Origin of the sequence: Vreelandella nanhaiensis, from assembly GCF_003990185.1 — a bacterium.
Taxonomy (GTDB): domain Bacteria; phylum Pseudomonadota; class Gammaproteobacteria; order Pseudomonadales; family Halomonadaceae; genus Vreelandella; species Vreelandella nanhaiensis.
This window is the reverse complement of record NZ_RZHF01000004.1, coordinates 347,497-365,489: the sequence shown is the minus strand read 5'-3', so window position 1 is coordinate 365,489 and position 17,993 is coordinate 347,497. Positions and strand designations below refer to the sequence as shown.

Here is a 17,993-nt window from a genome sequence, read left to right as displayed (position 1 = left end):
ATACGGTGGCTTTGCGCTATTTGCGTGCTACAACAGCCGGCAGAGTGCGGAAGGAGTTATAAAAAAACCAGCGCGGACGCTGGTTCTTCAAAACGCTAACACGGCTAGCGTTAACGCTCGAGCTTCTCGATCTTGCCGCTTTTGCCATCCCACTCTTCGGCATCCGGCAAGGCATCTTTCTTTTCAGAAATATTGGGCCACACTTCCGAGAGTTCAGCGTTGATCTCGATAAACTGCTCCTGGCCATCGGGCAGCTCATCTTCTGAGAATATTGCCTCGGCCGGACACTCGGGCTCGCACAGGGCGCAGTCGATGCACTCATCCGGGTGGATAACCAGGAAGTTGGGGCCTTCGTAAAAGCAGTCAACCGGGCAAACTTCGACACAGTCGGTGTATTTGCATTGGATGCAGTTTTCGGTAACGACAAACGTCATCGCGCTATCCCTCTTGCGGGACCGGGGTAGGTCCCGGTCGTGGTCAATCGTGAATGGTTATAAAACAGCCGTTTTTTATAAGCTAAAAAAGTATGGGCGACATTCTAGTGGTGCCCATACCTCACGGCAAGCTCTTGGCCATGTTCTCTTGTGCCAATTACAACAAGTCGCGCCATTGATAGATCAGGGCCAGCGCTTCGCGAGGCGATAAATCATCCACATCTGTGCGCTCAAGTGCCTCTATGAGCGGGTGCGGGGCGCTGGCAAACAGGTCGTTTTGCTGAGGTGGCGAAACCGCAGCTGCTGATGGCTGGGCCGGGCTTTGCCAAGACGATGGCCGTATCTGCTGGGTGTCCACATCGCGCTGTTCAAGCGCAACCAGCTTTTCACGGGCTCGGCTGATCACGTGGGTAGGCACCCCGGCCAGCTGCGCCACCTGAAGGCCGTAGCTCTGACTGGCGGGCCCTGCTTCAATGCGATGCATAAAGACGATACTGTCGCCGTGCTCGGTCGCGGTTAGATGGATGTTGGCGACACCCTCGGCCTGTTCAGGCAGAGCGGTCATTTCAAAATAGTGAGTAGCAAATAGGGTAAGCGCGCGCGCCTGTGCCAAGTGTTCGGCGCTGGCCCAGGCCAATGAGAGGCCGTCAAAGGTGCTGGTACCCCGGCCAATTTCATCCATCAATACCAGGCTGTGCTCGGTGGCATTATGTAGGATATTGGCTGTTTCGGTCATCTCGACCATAAAGGTTGAGCGCCCGCCGGCCAGGTCATCCGAGGAACCTATTCGGGTGAATATGCGATCAATAGGGCCAATGTCAGCCGCGTCGGCGGGCACAAAGCTGCCGCTATGAGCCAGCAGAGCAATCAGGGCGGTCTGGCGCATATAGGTCGACTTACCGCCCATGTTGGGGCCGGTAATGATCAGCATATGCCGGTCAGGCGATAGCATCACGTCATTGGGGACAAAGGGCTTATCGCTTACCTGTTCCACCACCGGATGGCGGCCGGCGGTAATCGTAATGCCGGTTGTGTCACTCAAGGTCGGGCGTACCCAGCCAAGCGCATCGGCCCGCTCGGCAAAGGCGCATAGAACATCCAGTTCGGCAAGCGCCCGGGAAGTACCCTGTAGTTCGTTGAGCACCCCGTTAAGCTCGCCCAGCAGACGGTCATACAACCATTTCTCACGAGTAAGGGCACGCGACTTGGCAGAAAGTGCCTTGTCTTCGAATTCCTTGAGTTCGGGAATAATAAACCGCTCGGCGTTTTTCAGTGTCTGGCGACGAATATAGTCTGCGGGCGCCTGCTGGGCCTGGGAGCGGGGCAGTTCGATAAAATAGCCGTGTACGCGGTTGTAGCCGACCTTCAGGTTGGCAAGCCCGGTACGTTCGCGCTCGCGTAGCTCCAACTGAATCAGGTAGCTGCCGGCGTTTTCGGCCATGCCGCGGTGCTCATCAAGCTCGGCATCAAAGCCGTCGGCAATCACGCCGCCATCGCGGATCACCACCGGCGGGTTCTCGATCAACGCGCGGCTTAGCGTGTCGGCAAGCTCTGGGTAGGGGCGAATGTGGGGACGCAGGTTATCCAGCGCGCTGCCGTGTTCGACGTTGCCCAGCTGCTGCTCAAGAAGCGGCAGCGTATTAAGGGCGTCCCGCAAGCGGGCCAAGTCGCGCGGGCGGGCGCTGTACAGGGCTACGCGGGCCAGAATGCGCTCCACATCGCCCACGTCGTTAAGCGTGTCGCGCAGTGACATATATGCTGCGTCCAGACTTAGCAGGGCAACCCCCGCCTGACGGCCCTGAACGATGTCGCGCTGACGTAGTGGTCGGTTCAGCCAGCGTTTCAAAAGTCGTGAGCCCATGGCGGTGGTACAGGTGTCCAGAACGCTTGCAAGCGTATTGTCAGCGCTGCCGCCGAGATTGATGTCAATTTCCAGGTTGCGTCGGCTTGCGGCATCAATCACCACCGCATCGTCGCGGTTCTCGACGCTGATGGCGGTCACATGCGGCAGGCGTGAGCGCTGGGTGTCGCGGGCGTAATCAATCAACACCCCGGCCGCCACCAAGGCTGTGCTCAGGTGGGCGCAGCCAAATCCGCGTAAATCCTGCACTTCAAACTGATCGCACAAACTGCGGTTGGCACTCTCCAGATCGAACAGCCATTCCCCCTGGCGCCGTAAGCTGCGCTTTTGTGACCACATGTCGGGTAGCGTCAGACTTTCCGGTACCAACAGTTCCGCAGGCGAGAGGCGGGTAAGCTCGGCAAGCATTTCAGCTTCGCTCTCCACTTCCAGCACGCTAAAGCGCCCGCTGGACAGTTCAAGCCAGGCAAGCCCCCAGCGATCACTGCCGGGTGCCAGGGCCACCAACATGTTGTCACGCCGGGCATCTAAAAGCGCTTCATCATGCAGGGTGCCGGGCGTCACAATACGCACTACCTGTCGCTCAACCGGCCCCTTGCTGGTGGCCGGGTCGCCAATCTGCTCGCAGATAGCCACGGATTCGCCGGTTGCCACCAGGCGTGCCAGGTAGCCTTCGGCGCTATGGTAAGGAACGCCCGCCATGGGAATGGGCTTGCCCCCTGATTGGCCACGCTGTGTGAGCGTTATATCCAATAGCGCCGCCGCGCGCTTGGCGTCATCAAAAAACAGCTCGTAAAAGTCTCCCATCCGGTAAAACAGAAGGACTTCAGGATGTTCGCGTTTGATCTTCAAATACTGCGTGATCATGGGCGTGTTGGGGGGGATGGCCTGTGACATGGGCGTCCTGGTTGAGCGTAGCGCAAGCCTTTTGGCTCGCGGCATGTTCTTGGGGCAGTTTCTTCTGAACGGTTTTATGCGATTTCGTTGAGAAAGCTAAACGCAGTATTCTACGCTGACTGATATCTTACATGAAGGAGCGGTCATGACGCCCAGCGTATCCAGCCTGAAAAATCTTGATTTGTCCCTGCTGGCGCAGCGCCTTGGAAAGCTTTGCCGTAAGCTGCAGATAGAAGTGACCACGGCAGAGTCGTGTACTGGTGGTGGTATAGCCTGCGCGATTACCTCGGCGGCAGGCAGCTCGGCCTACTTCACGACGGGGTTCGTGACGTATGCAGATGCTGCAAAAACGCGGCTTGTTGGCGTTTCAGACGCTACACTGCAGACACATGGCGCTGTCAGTGAAGCAGTGGTTAAGGCGATGGTCGCCGGTGCCTGCCAGGATAGCGGCGCGCAGCTTGGCGTGGCCGTCAGCGGTGTGGCAGGCCCAGATGGCGGCAGTGCTGAAAAGCCGGTGGGTACCGTGTGGCTGGCTTGGGGTGATGTTAACCATCAAGAGGCCGAGTGTTTTCATTTTCCCGGTGATCGTCAGGCGGTGCGCGAGCAGGCGGTTCGCGAGGCGCTGGCAGGCTTGGTGGCGCGCCTGGACGCCAAGGTTGATGGTCAAGGCGAGAAATAATCGTTAAAAACCGCGTTGAGGATTTGTTTAGCGACGAATTTTTGGCATAATACTGGTTAATTATACAGTCTGTGATGAGGGTGTTTGCATGGCTCAGGATGACAACCGTACGAAAGCGTTAAACGCTGCACTAAGCCAGATTGACCGTCAGTTCGGCAAAGGCACGGTAATGCGCTTGGGTGATACACCCCGCGTTGTGATGCCGTCAGTATCCACCGGCTCGCTGGGGCTGGATATTGCCTTGGGTATTGGTGGCTTGCCCTTTGGCCGAGTAGTAGAAATCTTCGGCCCGGAATCCTCGGGTAAAACGACGCTGACGCTCTCCGTGATTGCTCAGGCGCAAAAGCAGGGTAAGGTATGTGCGTTCGTGGATGCCGAGCACGCCCTTGATCCAAGCTATGCAGAAAAGCTGGGAGTTAACCTGGATGATCTGCTGGTATCTCAGCCGGATACTGGTGAGCAGGCACTTGAAATCACCGATATGCTGGTGCGTTCCGGCGGCGTCGATGTCATCATTATCGACTCCGTGGCGGCGCTGACGCCGCGTGCGGAAATCGAAGGTGAGATGGGCGATTCCCACGTTGGCCTGCAGGCGCGTCTGATGTCTCAGGCACTGCGCAAGATCACGGGTAACATCAAGAATGCCAACTGTCTGGTAGTGTTTATCAACCAGATCCGCATGAAGATCGGTGTGATGTTCGGTAGCCCTGAAACCACTACCGGCGGTAACGCACTGAAGTTTTACGCCAGCGTGCGTCTGGATATTCGCCGCACTGGCTCGGTAAAGTCGGGTGATGAAGTCACCGGTAACGAAACCCGCGTAAAAGTGGTGAAAAACAAGGTGGCACCGCCATTCCGTCAGGCTGAGTTCCAGATTCTGTACGGCAAGGGCATCTACCATGCCGGTGAAGTGGTTGATCTCGGCGTGCAGTGTAATCTGGTAGATAAGGCGGGTGCCTGGTACAGCTACAAAGGCAGCAAGATCGGTCAGGGTAAGGCAAACGCGGCTCAGTACCTTGAAGAGCATCCGGAAATCATGGATGAGATCGAAGGCCAGATTCGCGCTCAGCTGCTTGCCCAGCCTGACCCGAAAAAGGAAGAGGCATCGGCGGCTGATGTGTCGGCCGATGCTGACGACGACCTGCTTTAACGCTTATGTTCGCTTCGTCACGTGATGCAACGCCACGCGACATTGCTGTTCAGCTGCTATCTCGGCGCGAGTACTCTCGCGCCGAGATAGCGCAAAAGCTAAAACAGAAAACGTTTGATAACGCAGATATCGAAGCGTGTTTAGATACGCTTGAAGAGCAGGGGCTTCAGTCTGACGCCCGCTTTGCCGAAAGCTTTATTCGGTCGCGGATCATGCGTGGTCAAGGCGTGATACGTATCAAGGGCGAACTGCGTCAGCGTGGCGTTAATCAGGAAACCCTTAGCGAAGCGCTTGCCCACGTCGAAGAAAACGAAGACGTGGACTGGTTTGAACTTGCCAGAGAAACCTTGGCACGACGCTTTTCCTCCCCCGGTGAAAATCCCAAAGAGCGAGCCAAACGTGAGCGCTTCCTGGCAGCACGCGGCTTCGATTTTGAACAAATTCGTTACGCGCTCTCTTGCCTGTAAAGTCTTAATTCATCACTATTATGTCTGATCAACTTCTGGCGTCTTTAGCTTTAAGCCACTAACTGCCGCTTTAGTCGTTTGACAACTGCGCTATAATGGCGCTTTTGCGACCCCAGCGGGTAGTAGCGACAGCGCCCTGGGGCATCATGCTTTATTGTTACGGATACCCTATGAAAAGCGCAGAGATTAGGCAGGCCTTTTTATCCTTTTTCGAAGAGCAGGGTCATACCATTGTCCCTACCAGCTCGCTGGTACCAGATAACGACCCCACGCTGCTATTCACCAATGCGGGTATGGTGCCTTTTAAAGATGTCTTCCTTGGCCGCGATCCGCGTCCCTACGTTCGTGCAACGTCTTCCCAGCGCTGTGTGCGGGCGGGCGGTAAGCATAACGATTTGGATAACGTGGGCTATACAGCGCGCCACCATACCTTTTTCGAGATGCTGGGTAATTTTAGCTTCGGCGACTACTTCAAGCGTGATGCCATTCGTTTCGCGTGGACGTTTTTAACCGAAACCTTGGGGCTTCCTAAAGAGAAGCTCTGGGTAACGGTACATATCAGCGACGATGAAGCCGAGCGCATCTGGAAAGAAGAGATCGGCATCGACCCCGAGCGGTTCTCCAGGCTGGATGAAGATAACTTCTGGCAGATGGGCGATACCGGCCCTTGCGGTCCCAGCTCGGAAATCTTCTTTGATCATGGTCCTGAAGTATGGGGTGGTCCTCCCGGCAGCGCCGATGAAGATGGCGACCGCTACATTGAGATCTGGAACCTGGTCTTCATGCAGTTCGATCGCGATGCTCAGGGCACACTGAACCCGCTACCTAAGCCCTCCATTGATACCGGCATGGGGCTTGAACGTGTGTCTGCCGTTATGCAGGGCGTGCATTCCAACTACGAGATCGACCTGTTTCAGAACCTGCTGCAAGCAGCGGCCAAGGCGACCGGGCACGCCGATACAGAAACACCTTCGCTGCGCGTTATTGCCGACCATATTCGCTCATGTGCCTTCCTGATTGCCGACGGCGTGCTGCCTTCCAATGAGGGACGCGGTTATGTCCTGCGACGCATCATTCGCCGGGCCGTTCGCCATGGCCACAAGCTGGGCGCCACCAAGCCGTTCTTCCACACGCTGGTAGACGCCCTGGACGCCGAGATGGGCGAGGCCTATCCCGAGCTTCGCAATGCCCGCGCGCAAATCGCCCGCGTATTGCTCAAAGAAGAAGAGCAGTTTGCGCGTACCCTGGATCACGGCATGGGCTTGTTGAATGCTGCCCTTGAGGAGCTTGACGGCGATGAGCTGCCAGGCGAAACCGTGTTCAAGCTTTACGACACCTACGGCTTCCCCTTTGACCTGACGGCCGATGTCTGCCGCGAACGCGGTGTAACGCTTGATGAAGCAGGTTTCCAGCGGGAGCTTGAAGCCCAGCGTGAGCGCGCCCGCGCCGCCAGCCAGTTTGGCGGTGACTACAGTGCTTCAATCGAGCTTGACGGTACAACCAATTTCACCGGCTATGACCGTCTGGAAGACCAAGCCAAGGTAACCGCGCTGGTCGACAGTGAAGGCAATGCGCTGGCGGCACTGGAGGAAGGACAAAAAGGCACCGTGGTGTTGGATCGCACACCGTTTTACGGTGAATCGGGCGGTCAGGTAGGCGACACCGGTTACCTGCATGTAGAAGGTGGGCGTTTTCAGGTCACCGACACCCAGAAGCAGAGCGGTCACCACTTGCACCAAGGCATCATGGTGGAAGGTGCCCTTGATATAGGCGCCAGCGTACGCGGAGAAGTAGATGCCAGCCTGCGTTCGGCAACGATCCGCAATCATTCGGCCACCCACCTGTTGCACAAAGCGTTGCGCATCGTACTGGGTGATCATGTGCAGCAGAAGGGCTCGCTGGTAAATGCCGAGCGCCTGCGCTTTGATTTCAGCCACTTCGAGCCGATGAGCGCTGATCAGCTGGCAGAGGTCGAACGTCTGGTGAACGAGCAGATTCTGGCCAACGCGGCGACGCGAGTTGAGCAGATGAGTCTGGAGCAAGCCAAGGCCAAAGGGGCGGCGGCACTGTTTGAAGCCAAGTATGCGGAAAATGTTCGCGTATTGACCATTGGCGCTGATAATTTCTCAATCGAGCTATGCGGTGGTACGCACGTCGCAAGAAGCGGCGATATCGGTTGCTGCCATATTGTCAGTGAAGTGGGGATTGCTTCCGGCGTGCGGCGTATCGAGGCAATCACCGGCGAGAATGCGCTGGCTTATTTCCGTGAGCAGGAAGCTCGCGTGCAGCGTCTGGGCGAGCGTTTGAAAACCAAGCCCGAACAGGTTGAGGCCCGCGTTGAATCACTGGTTGAGCGTAATCGTAGCCTGGAAAAAGAGCTTGAGCAGCTGAAGGCCAAGCTGGCCAGCGCCGCAGGTAGCGATATGCTCAGTCAGGCACAGGAAGTAGGCGGCGTTAAGCTGCTTGCAACGCAGCTGGAAGGAGTATCCGGTAAGGATCTGCGCGGTGTACTTGATCAGCTTAAAAACAAGATTGGCTCCGGCGTCATCATTCTGGGAGTAGCCGATCAGGCGGCTGGCAAGGTCAGTCTGATTGCCGGAGTGACCCAGGACCTCACCGGACGTGTTAAAGCCGGTGAGCTGGTGAATCATGTCGCCTCGCAAGTTGGCGGCAAAGGCGGTGGCCGCGCTGACATGGCACAGGCTGGGGGCAGCCAGCCAGAGGCGCTGCCCGATGCCTTGAATAGCGTGCCTGCGTGGCTTAAAAATATACTTAGCTAATCAAAAAGGCCGGTGGCATTATCAGCAACCGGCCTTTTGCCAACTTAAGATAATTACGTTTCATCTTCCATTCCCGAACGAATAGGAAAAAACGGCATATGGCACTATACGTACAGAAGTTCGGTGGCACCTCGGTAGGCTCAGTCGACCGTATCAAAGCCGTGGCGGAAAAGGTCAAGGGCTTTCGTGACCAGGGCCATCAGGTCGTGGTCGTGGTCTCCGCCATGAGCGGAGAGACCAACCGGCTGACCGATATGGCCAACGCGCTTAATGAAGACCCCGCCCCGCGCGAAATGGATATGCTGCTCTCCACCGGTGAGCAGGTAACCATTTCACTTCTTGCCATGGCGCTACAGCAAATTGGTGTATCAGCAACGTCCCACACCGGTGCTCAGGTCGGTATTCATACTGATAGTGCTTACACCAAAGCTCGCATTCAGCGTATCGAAACCGACGACCTGAAAGCTGACTTGGAAGCAGGCAAAGTTGTGGTCGTAGCTGGTTTTCAAGGCGTTGATGAAGACGGCAATATCACTACGCTCGGGCGTGGCGGCTCGGACACTACCGGTGTGGCGCTTGCGGCTGCACTGGGTGCTGACGAGTGCCAGATCTATACCGATGTCGACGGGGTTTATACCACCGACCCCCGCGTATGCACCAAGGCACAACGACTGGAAAGTATTACGGTGGAAGAAATGCTGGAGCTTGCAAGCCTGGGCTCTAAAGTGCTGCAGATTCGCGCGGTAGAATTTGCGGGTAAGTACAACGTTCCCCTGCGGGTACTGTCGAGCTTTGAAGATGGGCCCGGTACCCTAATTGTTGCAGATGCTGACCAAGACGAGGACTCCATGGAAGAACCGCTGATTTCCGGTATCGCGTTTACCAAAAATGAAGCCAAGCTGACGCTGTTGCATACCCCCGATGTACCGGGCGTTGCCTCGCGTATTCTTGGTCCGATTGCTGATGCCAATATCGAAGTCGACATGATCGTGCAAAATGTGGCGCCGGCAGGCGACTATACAGACTTCACCTTTACCGTCGCGAAAGGCGATTACAAGGCTACCAAAAAGCTGCTCGAAGAAACCGTCATTCCTGATCTGGGCGGTGGCGAGCTGCGTGGCGATGATAATATCGCCAAGGTATCCTTAGTTGGTGTCGGCATGCGGTCTCATGCCGGGGTTGCTTCAAAAATGTTCCGTGTTCTGGCCGATGAGAACGTCAATATCCGTATGGTTTCCACGTCTGAAATCAAAATCTCCGTCGTGATTGACGAAAAGCATATGGAACTGGCGGTTAATGCCTTACATAAAGCATTTGGTTTAGATAAATCAAACATAGAATCTGAATAACATTTTCTGTCTTAAACCTTCTACGCTGAAGAGGTACTCGCTACCGTTGGTGGTGAGCTTTCTTTCAACGGGAGGTTTAAGTGTCATGGAGCAACAGCCATTGGTGACAGCGCCACTATGCCGCATAATGGCGTGGTGGTCCCCTTTGGCGGACACAGCCCGTTGTATAAAAACGTCTGAGAAGGAGATCAGCCATGCTCATCCTAACCCGCCGTGTTGGCGAAACACTGATGATCGGTGATGAAATCACCGTCACAGTGCTAGGTGTGAAAGGTAATCAGGTGCGTATCGGCGTCAATGCGCCGAAAGATGTTGCCGTACACCGTGAAGAGATTTACCAGCGCATCCAGCGCGAACGTAATAGCGAAAGTGAAACAGAGTAAATGGCCGCTTGTGTCACGCCCACTACAGGGCGTTTAAACGGTAACGTTAAGCTGGCGCGAAAAAAAATCGACATAGGGCTAGACACTAGCCGCTAAAATCGGTAACATTCGCGCCGTGCTGTTGAGGAGAGGTGGCCGAGTGGCTGAAGGCGCTCCCCTGCTAAGGGAGTATAGGGTTTATAGCCCTATCGAGGGTTCGAATCCCTCCTTCTCCGCCAGCTGCACATTAGAAGATGCGCCCGTAGCTCAGCTGGATAGAGTACCTGACTACGAATCAGGGGGTCGGAGGTTCGAATCCTCCCGGGCGCGCCATCTTCTAACCTGATGTAAGGCGAAAGCCCTTGTGTACTTTTTATTTTTTAATGAGTATTTACATCTCTAAAGCGCCCGTAGCTCAGCTGGATAGAGTACCTGACTACGAATCAGGGGGTCGGAGGTTCGAATCCTCCCGGGCGCGCCAGATTCCAAACCCGTTCTCTTCTTGAGAGCGGGTTTTCTGTTTTCTAGCCTGATCGAGATGGCTCGCGTCTCGGTCTTGGATCGTTTAGAGCGCCCCGCTTAGCGTGGGCGCTTTTTTTTGGCCTGTGGGTTGGCCTCCATGCTCCAATTAAAAGCTAAGGCTTTCAGGTTCAGCGAGAGACATGTCCGCCACCAAGCTTGAAAGCAGAGTCTCAAGGTCGGTTAAACGCTTGACCCGATGAAAGTGCTGATTGGCCTCTGCGTTGCCTTGGCGCATCTGGGCAAGCCACTGCTTTACCAGTGAAACCACAATGCGGTCGGGTAAATGCTGGCGCTGTAGATCAGCATACTCTCTAAGAACGCTGGCGCGCATTTCCCAGGTCGTTTCAGGCAGCCGTTCGCCGGTTTGCTGCCAATGGCGGATACGTGGCGCAAGCCAGGGGTCTGCCAGCGCGCTACGCCCCAGCATTACATCCCGGCAGCCTGAAAGCGTGCGCGCCTTCCAATAGGCTTCCAGCGTCCATATATCCCCATTGGCGACCACCGGTATCGACACCTGCTGACGTACCCGGCCAATCCATTCCCAATGGGCCGGAGGGCGATAGCCTTCATCCCGGGTGCGCCCATGTACCACTAATCGCGCAGCGCCCCCCGCTTCGGTTGCCTGAGCACAGGCAACCGCCAGGCGACGATCAGAAAACCCCAGGCGAATTTTAGCGGTTACCGGGATTTCTCCGGCAAGTGCATCAGCCACGGCCTTGATCGCATGATAGACACGTTCAGGGCGGCGGAGCAGTGAGGCGCCGCCATCGTGACGGTTGACCAGTTTTGCTGGACAGCCGAAATTGAGATCGACGCTCAGTGCGCCTAACGCCAGCGCCTGGCGGGCGTTCTCTGCAAGCGCTGCCGGATCAGAGCCAAGTAGCTGTAAATGCACGGGAACGCCGCTTGGCGTCGCCACCGGACGTTTGGCAAGCTCGGGGCAGTGCCGGTAAAACACGCGAGGCGGCAGACGCGTATCGACCACGCGCACGAATTCGGTAACGGTCCAATCAAACCCTGCCTGTCGTGTTAACAGCTCACGGGTCAGAGCATCGATTACACCTTCCATTGGCGCCAGGCCAATCTTTCCACTTTGTAGTAAATTAACAACCATGACTTCCACTATGGCGCGATTGCAAACTATGCTGGGTGTGGCAGGTTAGTGGATTACCTTGATGTCGCCAAGGGGCTTTTATAGTGCCTGATCAGTTAGTGGGCACCAGATAACAGGAGGGGCAGTATGCAGGATTCGGAATTACTTCAGGAAGGCCTGGCCATCATGGGGCTGGGTATGGGATTTGTCTTTGTTTTTCTTACTGTTTTAGTTGTCAGTGTCACGCTGATGTCAAAATTTGTGGGCCGTTTTCAACCGGCACCGGTACCCGCAGCAAAAGGTTCACGAAACGCGCCCGCGCCTGCTTTGAACCATCAGGACGCTGAAGTGAAGGCAGTGATCGCTGCTGCAGTGCATCGTTATCGTTCTTCCACACGTCACTAAACAACGTTTTTTTTATTCGCTTTGAGCATCTTTGCGTCTTTTTTTGTTAGTTTTACTACATATCAATAATTTCAATCTGTGAGCTACCGCCATGAATGAGACAAAACGCCCGCTGGGAATTACCGATGTTGTGCTGCGCGACGCCCATCAGTCGCTGTTTGCAACGCGCCTGCGCCTGGAAGACATGTTGCCGATTGCCGAAAAGCTGGACCGCGTTGGCTACTGGTCACTGGAAACCTGGGGTGGAGCCACCTTCGATGCGTGTATTCGCTATTTGGGTGAAGACCCGTGGGAGCGGATCAGGGCACTAAAAGAAGCCATGCCCAACACGCCTCAGGCCATGCTGCTGCGTGGTCAGAACCTGCTGGGCTATCGCCACTATGCCGATGATGTGGTCGACAAGTTTGTCGAGCGGGCTAAGACCAACGGCGTGGACGTTTTCCGCGTGTTTGATGCCATGAATGACCCGCGCAATCTTGAGCGTGCCATCAAAGCGGTGCGTCAGGTGGGGGGGCATGCCCAGGGCACCATTTCATATACGGTAAGCCCGGTTCATACCCTGGATAGCTGGGTCGATCTTGCCACGGCCATTGCCGATATGGGTGCCGACTCGCTGGCTATCAAGGATATGGCGGGGCTCTTGACGCCGTATACCGCCTTTGAGCTGGTGTCGCGGCTCAAGAAAACACTTTCTATTCCGGTCCACCTGCATTGTCATGCTACCACCGGGCTTTCCACATCGACTATTCTCAAGGCGGTAGAGGCGGGGGTCGACAATGTGGATACTGCTATCTCCTCCATGTCGATGACATATGGTCATAGCCCAACGGAATCTGTGGTTGCCATGCTCAAGGACACTGAACGGGATACCGGGCTTGATCTTGAGCTGTTAGAAGACATTGCCAGCTATTTCCGTGAAGTGCGTAAAAAGTACGCCGCCTTTGAGGGCTCGCTGCGCGGTATCGACTCGCGCATTCTGGTAGCGCAGGTGCCGGGTGGCATGCTCACCAACATGGAAGGCCAGCTTAAAGAGCAGGGTGCGGGTGACAAGCTGGACGATGTGCTGGGAGAAATACCTCGCGTGCGCGAGGACCTGGGCTTTATTCCATTGGTTACGCCCACCTCGCAGATTGTCGGCACCCAGGCGGTGATGAACGTGATGATGGGCGAGCGCTATAAATCCATTTCCAAGGAAGTTCAGGCGCTGTTAAAAGGCGAGTATGGCGCGGCCCCCGCACCGTTCAACAAGGAGCTACAGGCGCGTGTACTGGAAGGCGGCGAGCCGATCACTTGCCGCCCGGCAGATAACCTGCAGCCCGAAATGCAGCGCCTCGCGGCGGAGCTTAAAGAGAAGGCCGGTGCGGAAAAAATACGCATGGCCGAAGGCGAGCGCGAGCTGGACGACGTGCTGACCTACGCATTGTTCCCGCAGATTGGCCTCAAGTTTCTTAAAAACCGCGACAACCCCGATGCCTTCGAGCCCGCACCGCAGGCTGTCGGCAGCGAAACGGACAAGGTGCCCAGTACCGTCACGTCCAGTGCTCCGGCACCCGCTCGCGGCCCGGAAACCTATACCGTCAAGCTCAACGGCAAGGCGTTTGTTGTTGAAGTTTCCGAAGGTGGGGATATTGGCCAGGTTCAGGAACAAACCACGAGCGTCGCGCCCGAGCCTGCACCTGCTATGAGCAGCGGCGAGAGCATTGCCGCGCCGCTTGCCGGCAATATTTTTAAAGTGAACGTGCGTCCGGGTGACCAAGTAGCTGAAGGGGATGTGGTGATCATCCTTGAAGCCATGAAAATGGAAACCGAAATCCGCGCCAGCAGTGCTGGTACGGTATCGAAAGTTAACGTTAGCGAAGGCGACAGCGTAGCTGTTGGTGACGCATTGATTGAGCTTTAAGGGCACCCCGGAATGGAAAAATTAATCACCTTATGGGAAGGCTCGGGGCTTTATAACCTTGAGCTTGGCCAGGCGGTCATGATCATGGTGGGGTTATTGCTACTCTACTTGGCGATCCACAAGAAGTTTGAACCGCTTTTGCTGGTACCTATCGGCTTTGCCGGGATTCTGGCCAACATCCCTGAAGCGGGGCTTGCCATCTCGGCCCTTGATCAGGCCATTGAGGTTGCCAAGCCTGCCGTGCTGCAGCAGATCGGCGTGGCGCTTGGCGTTACGCCTGATCCGCTTGCCGGTACTGAAAGTTTTCGCGAAACGCTGCATGTGCTTGCCCATGGCGACGTAGCGCCAGACCAGCTGCGCGCTGCCAGGGATATTGCGATGAGCGTCGGCTACAGCGATGGCATGCTGTATAACTTCTATAGAGTGGCCATCGCATCAGGCATTGCACCATTGTTGATCTTTATGGGCGTGGGTGCGATGACCGATTTTGGTCCGCTTCTGGCAAACCCGCGCACGCTGTTTCTGGGGGCGGCCGCCCAGTTTGGTATCTTCGCCACGCTGTTTGGTGCTGTGCTTCTGACCTCGATGGGGGTAATGGACTTCTCGCTGAATCAGGCGGCGGCCATCGGTATCATTGGCGGAGCTGATGGACCGACCTCGATCTATGTCTCAAGCGTTCTTGCGCCTGAACTGCTTGGTGCGATCGCAGTGGCCGCCTACGCCTATATGGCGCTGGTGCCGCTGATTCAACCGCCTATCATGCGCCTTCTCACTACTGAAAAAGAGCGCCAGATCACCATGACGCAGCTGCGTCCGGTATCCAAGCTGGAAAAGATTATTTTTCCGCTGATGCTGCTGATTCTGGTGGCGCTGTTCCTGCCCGATGCGGCACCGCTTCTGGGGATGTTCTGCTTTGGTAATTTGATGCGCGAATGTGGGGTCGTCGAGCGGCTTTCCGATACCGCTCAGAATGCACTGATTAATATCGTGACCATCATCCTGGGGCTTTCGGTGGGTTCCAAGCTGATGGCCGACAGTTTCCTCTCGGTGGAAACGCTGGGCATCCTGGGCTTGGGTATCATCGCCTTCGGAATTGGCACGGCGGCCGGCGTGTTAATGGCCAAGCTGATGAATCTGGTGAGCCGTATGCCGATTAACCCGCTGATTGGCGCGGCTGGCGTATCCGCTGTGCCCATGGCTGCACGGGTGGCCAATAAAGTCGGCCTGGAAGCCAACCCGCACAACTTCCTGTTGATGCATGCCATGGGCCCGAACGTGGCGGGAGTGATCGGCTCTGCCGTGGCCGCCGGGGTAATGATCAAGTATCTGGGGTAAACCCCGAGGGTAGGCGGGCATAGCAGTAATGCCCAATACGCGGCTTACGGGTCACTCCGTAAGCCGTTTTCTTATGGCTCAGGAAGCGGGTGTGTTTACCGGGCTAACGTCCAGGGTGCTTTTTAAGCGGTTTTCCAGCGGAGAAAGATCAAGCGCCTGATCGCGAGGCCAGCCAATGGTCAGCTGCACGCCGTTACCGTCGTAATCGACCTGTTCAACGGGAATGGACTGCTCACTGCACCAGGTGCGGGCAATGGCTTCATTGGCAAATGACAGCCGAAGATTATAGGCATCTCGCTCAATCACTGCGCGGGTAGGCAGGTTTTCCAGCGCATGGCTAACCGCTTGAGCATAAGCGCGCGCCAGGCCGCCCGTGCCCAGCTTGGTACCACCAAAGTAGCGGATAACCACGCAGCCGACTTCTCCTAGCTGGCTGCCCTGCAGTACCTGATACATAGGTCGCCCCGCCGTGCCGCCAGGCTCGCCGTCATCAGAGAAGCCAATTCGCGTCTGCTCACCAGGAGGGCCGGCTATATAGGCCGTGCAGTGATGGCTGGCGTTGGGGTGAGCAGCCTTGGCTGCCTCAAGCAGCGCGCTAAAGGCGTCAATGTCCGGCGCGTGACATAGCCAGGTAATAAATTGACTCTTTTCGACTTCAATGTCATCAATTTGCCATTGCGCAGCAGGTAAATCAGGTACTCGGTAACGCAATCAGTGCTCCAGAGGCCCCTGAGCATTAGCGGCACGGCCAGCTACTGAGTCGTGCTGAGCTACACCCATGACCATTCCCAATACTTGAATATCACGATTATGTAAAAAAAGATCCGGCGCGTGGGCATCGGCAGGCCATAGATGGACCCCAAAGCGATTGATTGACAAGTGCTTCAGGGCGATTTCCTGCTGGTTGATCTGCGCCACGGCGGTTTCTTCATGCGCATCGTGCTGAAAACGACGGATAATAATGACATCTCCATCGAACAGGTTGCAATCGCGCATGCGGTTGCCGCGTATCTTGAGCGCATAGGTATTACGCCTTGTCATGCGCGGCGCCGTAAAGGAGTGAGCAGACTGAATACCCTTGGTAGAGCAGGACGCTCCTGCCAAGGCTACTCGGCAGGCGTGGGTTGATGCTGGCATCGACATATTCATGAGGGATTCTCCAATGCAGCGCCCGTTCCCTAGGCATGTGATGGTGATAGTTCAGTATGTTTATTGGCATGGTTTTTCATACAGTGGTTTCAGTATACAGCTGTTTTTGCATACAGTGGTAGTGGTGTTTTTAGCTCATCTGTATGTGCAACACGGCGCCACGATATCGTTAGCGTGATAAGTTTGTAGTCGGGACGGCCTTCATTGGCTGGCGGTAAAGTAGCTTTCCGTGTAGAGTTTTGCCCATTATCAATACGCAGGGAGAGGCACTTGAGCTTGGGCCTGCAAGCACGACAGCTAGCCTGCGAACGCGATGGGCGCTGGTTATTTGAAGGGCTCGATCTGGATGTTCGCTGCGGTGAAATCGTTCGAATTGAAGGCCCCAACGGCAGTGGCAAAACCACGTTGCTAAAGCTTCTGGCTGGCCAGCTGGGTGATTACCACGGCGAGCTTTACTGGAACGGCGAGCGGTTTCATAAAGTGCGTGAACACTTTCTCGCTAACCTGCTTTACCTGGGCCACTCGCCGGGTGTCAAAGCGGGGCTCACCCCGCTTGAGAACCTTGCCTGGTACCAAGCACTTAACGGAGATAAAGGCGACGAGGAACAGTGCCTGAACGCGCTTTTTCACGTGGGGCTAGGTGGCTTTGAAGACGTGTTGGCGGGACAATTGTCTGCCGGGCAGCAGCGCCGCGTGGCCTTGGCTCGATTAACGCTTACACGCCGCGCGCTCTGGGTGTTGGATGAGCCGTTTACCGCCATTGATCGTCAAGGAGTAGTCGCGCTTGAAAAGCAGCTGGCCGCTCATGTCCAGGCGGGAGGAAGCGTTTTAGTGACAACGCATCATGCTCTAGCCGTCTCGCCAGCTGTTCGTTGCGTCCAACTGGGGTAGGAGAAGACAATGCTTAATACCCCAGCGCAAGGCGGGCTTTGGATTGCTTTCAAAGCCACGCTAAAGCGCGATGCCACCCTGATGTTCAGACGGCGTGGCGAGTTGCTAAATCCGCTGGTATTTTTTGCCCTGGTGGTAACACTGTTTCCTATCGGTATTTCACCCGACCCGGTAGTGCTTTCGCTAATCGCGCCGGGGCTTTTGTGGGTCACCGCGCTTTTAGCCGCACTGCTGTCTCTGGATAGTCTTTTTCGCACTGACTATGACGATGGCAGTCTGGAACAGCTCTTGTTGACGCCCCAGCCCTTGGCTGCCCTTGGGTTGGCAAAGGTGGTCGCCCATTGGTTATTCACCGGGCTGCCGCTTGCTATTGTGGCGCCGCTTTTAGGTGTCATGCTGGCGCTTCCGGCAGGAAGCTACATGGTGCTGTCGCTTTCATTGGCAATAGGTAGCGCCAGCCTGAGCTTGATTGGTGCCATTGGTGCCGCGCTCACGGTGGGTATTGCGCGGGGTGGTGTACTGCTATCGTTATTGATACTGCCGCTTTATATTCCGGTGCTTATTTTTGGCGTAGGGGCCGTGCAGGCCGCGATTAACGGCGATGGCATTGCCGCGCACCTGGCTATGCTGGGAGCCTTATTCGCCGCTTCCCTGCTATTGGCGCCCTGGGCGATTGCCGCCTCACTACGTATCAGCATTAACGGTTAAGGACAGAACGC

Annotated in this window: 16 protein-coding genes and 3 tRNA genes; 14 read left to right on the top strand and 5 right to left on the bottom strand. The window is 56.0% G+C overall.

All coding sequences use genetic code 11. The annotated features are described in order from the left end of the window. Positions 1-110: 110 nt before the first annotated feature. A complete protein-coding gene (gene fdxA, locus ELY38_RS02060) occupies positions 111-434 on the bottom strand; it encodes a ferredoxin FdxA (RefSeq protein WP_126950569.1) in 324 nt (107 codons plus the stop codon). Positions 435-591: 157 nt separating this feature from the next. Continuing rightward, positions 592-3,192 (bottom strand): DNA mismatch repair protein MutS, encoded by a 2,601-nt coding sequence (mutS, locus tag ELY38_RS02055; RefSeq protein WP_127059846.1) that lies wholly within the window; start codon positions 3,190-3,192, stop codon positions 592-594. 145 nt (positions 3,193-3,337) lie between these two features. On the opposite strand from mutS, the gene ELY38_RS02050 reads away from it, so the two are divergent. From ELY38_RS02050 to ELY38_RS02010, 9 genes are all read left to right on the top strand, one after another. Further along, positions 3,338-3,871 carry a CinA family protein gene (locus tag ELY38_RS02050; protein ID WP_127059845.1) on the top strand — a complete coding sequence of 178 codons (534 nt, stop codon included), beginning with the start codon at positions 3,338-3,340 and terminating at the stop codon, positions 3,869-3,871. A gap of 88 nt (positions 3,872-3,959) precedes the next feature. Next, positions 3,960-5,021: a recombinase RecA gene (gene recA / locus ELY38_RS02045; RefSeq protein ID WP_127059844.1), complete on the top strand. Its 1,062-nt coding sequence runs from the start codon at positions 3,960-3,962 to the stop codon at positions 5,019-5,021. A gap of 5 nt (positions 5,022-5,026) precedes the next feature. After that, positions 5,027-5,488, top strand: coding sequence for a regulatory protein RecX (locus ELY38_RS02040; RefSeq protein ID WP_127059843.1), 462 nt, complete (start codon positions 5,027-5,029; stop codon positions 5,486-5,488). Positions 5,489-5,658: 170 nt separating this feature from the next. After that, positions 5,659-8,268, top strand: a complete 2,610-nt coding sequence (gene alaS / locus ELY38_RS02035; protein ID WP_127059842.1) for an alanine--tRNA ligase — start codon at positions 5,659-5,661, stop codon at positions 8,266-8,268. Positions 8,269-8,366: 98 nt separating this feature from the next. Next, positions 8,367-9,617: an aspartate kinase gene (locus ELY38_RS02030; protein WP_127059841.1), complete on the top strand. Its 1,251-nt coding sequence runs from the start codon at positions 8,367-8,369 to the stop codon at positions 9,615-9,617. A gap of 194 nt (positions 9,618-9,811) precedes the next feature. Beyond that, positions 9,812-10,000 (top strand): carbon storage regulator CsrA, encoded by a 189-nt coding sequence (gene csrA / locus ELY38_RS02025; RefSeq protein ID WP_018918037.1) that lies wholly within the window; start codon positions 9,812-9,814, stop codon positions 9,998-10,000. A 125-nt stretch (positions 10,001-10,125) separates the two neighbouring features. Further along, positions 10,126-10,218, top strand: a tRNA-Ser gene (locus tag ELY38_RS02020). Between the two features lie 17 nt (positions 10,219-10,235). Then, positions 10,236-10,312: transfer RNA gene (locus ELY38_RS02015), tRNA-Arg, on the top strand. A 71-nt stretch (positions 10,313-10,383) separates the two neighbouring features. Then, positions 10,384-10,460, top strand: a tRNA-Arg gene (locus ELY38_RS02010). Positions 10,461-10,607: 147 nt separating this feature from the next. Here the strand turns inward: ELY38_RS02010 and ELY38_RS02005 are convergent. Continuing rightward, positions 10,608-11,615, bottom strand: a complete 1,008-nt coding sequence (locus tag ELY38_RS02005; protein ID WP_246009048.1) for a tRNA dihydrouridine synthase — start codon at positions 11,613-11,615, stop codon at positions 10,608-10,610. A gap of 126 nt (positions 11,616-11,741) precedes the next feature. Between ELY38_RS02005 and ELY38_RS02000 the strand changes: the two genes are divergently transcribed. The 3 genes from ELY38_RS02000 (at position 11,742) to ELY38_RS01990 (ending at position 15,234) form a co-directional block, all read left to right on the top strand. Beyond that, positions 11,742-11,999: an OadG family protein gene (locus ELY38_RS02000; protein WP_127059840.1), complete on the top strand. Its 258-nt coding sequence runs from the start codon at positions 11,742-11,744 to the stop codon at positions 11,997-11,999. A gap of 91 nt (positions 12,000-12,090) precedes the next feature. After that, positions 12,091-13,899, top strand: a complete 1,809-nt coding sequence (gene oadA / locus ELY38_RS01995; RefSeq protein ID WP_127059839.1) for a sodium-extruding oxaloacetate decarboxylase subunit alpha — start codon at positions 12,091-12,093, stop codon at positions 13,897-13,899. Positions 13,900-13,911: 12 nt separating this feature from the next. Beyond that, complete coding sequence (locus ELY38_RS01990; RefSeq protein ID WP_127059838.1) at positions 13,912-15,234, top strand: sodium ion-translocating decarboxylase subunit beta; 1,323 nt, start codon at positions 13,912-13,914, stop codon at positions 15,232-15,234. 78 nt (positions 15,235-15,312) lie between these two features. On the opposite strand, the gene ELY38_RS01985 is transcribed toward ELY38_RS01990, so the two are convergent. Then, a complete protein-coding gene (locus ELY38_RS01985) occupies positions 15,313-15,945 on the bottom strand; it encodes an IMPACT family protein (protein WP_127059837.1) in 633 nt (210 codons plus the stop codon). Further along, positions 15,946-16,383: a LexA family protein gene (locus ELY38_RS01980; protein WP_222845100.1), complete on the bottom strand. Its 438-nt coding sequence runs from the start codon at positions 16,381-16,383 to the stop codon at positions 15,946-15,948. Between the two features lie 270 nt (positions 16,384-16,653). On the opposite strand from ELY38_RS01980, the gene ccmA reads away from it, so the two are divergent. Both ccmA and ccmB read left to right on the top strand, forming a co-directional pair. Beyond that, entirely contained in the window at positions 16,654-17,274 is a 621-nt protein-coding gene (ccmA, locus tag ELY38_RS01975; protein WP_127059836.1) for a cytochrome c biogenesis heme-transporting ATPase CcmA, read from the top strand. Positions 17,275-17,283: 9 nt separating this feature from the next. Next, positions 17,284-17,982 (top strand): heme exporter protein CcmB, encoded by a 699-nt coding sequence (gene ccmB / locus ELY38_RS01970; RefSeq protein ID WP_127059835.1) that lies wholly within the window; start codon positions 17,284-17,286, stop codon positions 17,980-17,982. Positions 17,983-17,993: the final 11 nt, after the last annotated feature.

Coding starts and splice junctions, on each gene's coding strand:
- ELY38_RS02040 (WP_127059843.1), top strand. CDS start 5,027: ATGTTCGCTTCGTCACGTGATGCAACGCCACGCGACATTGCTGTTCAG.
- mutS (WP_127059846.1), bottom strand. CDS start 3,192: ATGTCACAGGCCATCCCCCCCAACACGCCCATGATCACGCAGTATTTG.
- recA (WP_127059844.1), top strand. CDS start 3,960: ATGGCTCAGGATGACAACCGTACGAAAGCGTTAAACGCTGCACTAAGC.
- ELY38_RS01990 (WP_127059838.1), top strand. CDS start 13,912: ATGGAAAAATTAATCACCTTATGGGAAGGCTCGGGGCTTTATAACCTT.
- ELY38_RS01980 (WP_222845100.1), bottom strand. CDS start 16,383: ATGAATATGTCGATGCCAGCATCAACCCACGCCTGCCGAGTAGCCTTG.
- fdxA (WP_126950569.1), bottom strand. CDS start 434: ATGACGTTTGTCGTTACCGAAAACTGCATCCAATGCAAATACACCGAC.
- ELY38_RS02050 (WP_127059845.1), top strand. CDS start 3,338: ATGACGCCCAGCGTATCCAGCCTGAAAAATCTTGATTTGTCCCTGCTG.
- csrA (WP_018918037.1), top strand. CDS start 9,812: ATGCTCATCCTAACCCGCCGTGTTGGCGAAACACTGATGATCGGTGAT.
- ELY38_RS02030 (WP_127059841.1), top strand. CDS start 8,367: ATGGCACTATACGTACAGAAGTTCGGTGGCACCTCGGTAGGCTCAGTC.
- alaS (WP_127059842.1), top strand. CDS start 5,659: ATGAAAAGCGCAGAGATTAGGCAGGCCTTTTTATCCTTTTTCGAAGAG.
- ccmB (WP_127059835.1), top strand. CDS start 17,284: ATGCTTAATACCCCAGCGCAAGGCGGGCTTTGGATTGCTTTCAAAGCC.
- ELY38_RS02005 (WP_246009048.1), bottom strand. CDS start 11,615: ATGGTTGTTAATTTACTACAAAGTGGAAAGATTGGCCTGGCGCCAATG.
- oadA (WP_127059839.1), top strand. CDS start 12,091: ATGAATGAGACAAAACGCCCGCTGGGAATTACCGATGTTGTGCTGCGC.
- ELY38_RS02000 (WP_127059840.1), top strand. CDS start 11,742: ATGCAGGATTCGGAATTACTTCAGGAAGGCCTGGCCATCATGGGGCTG.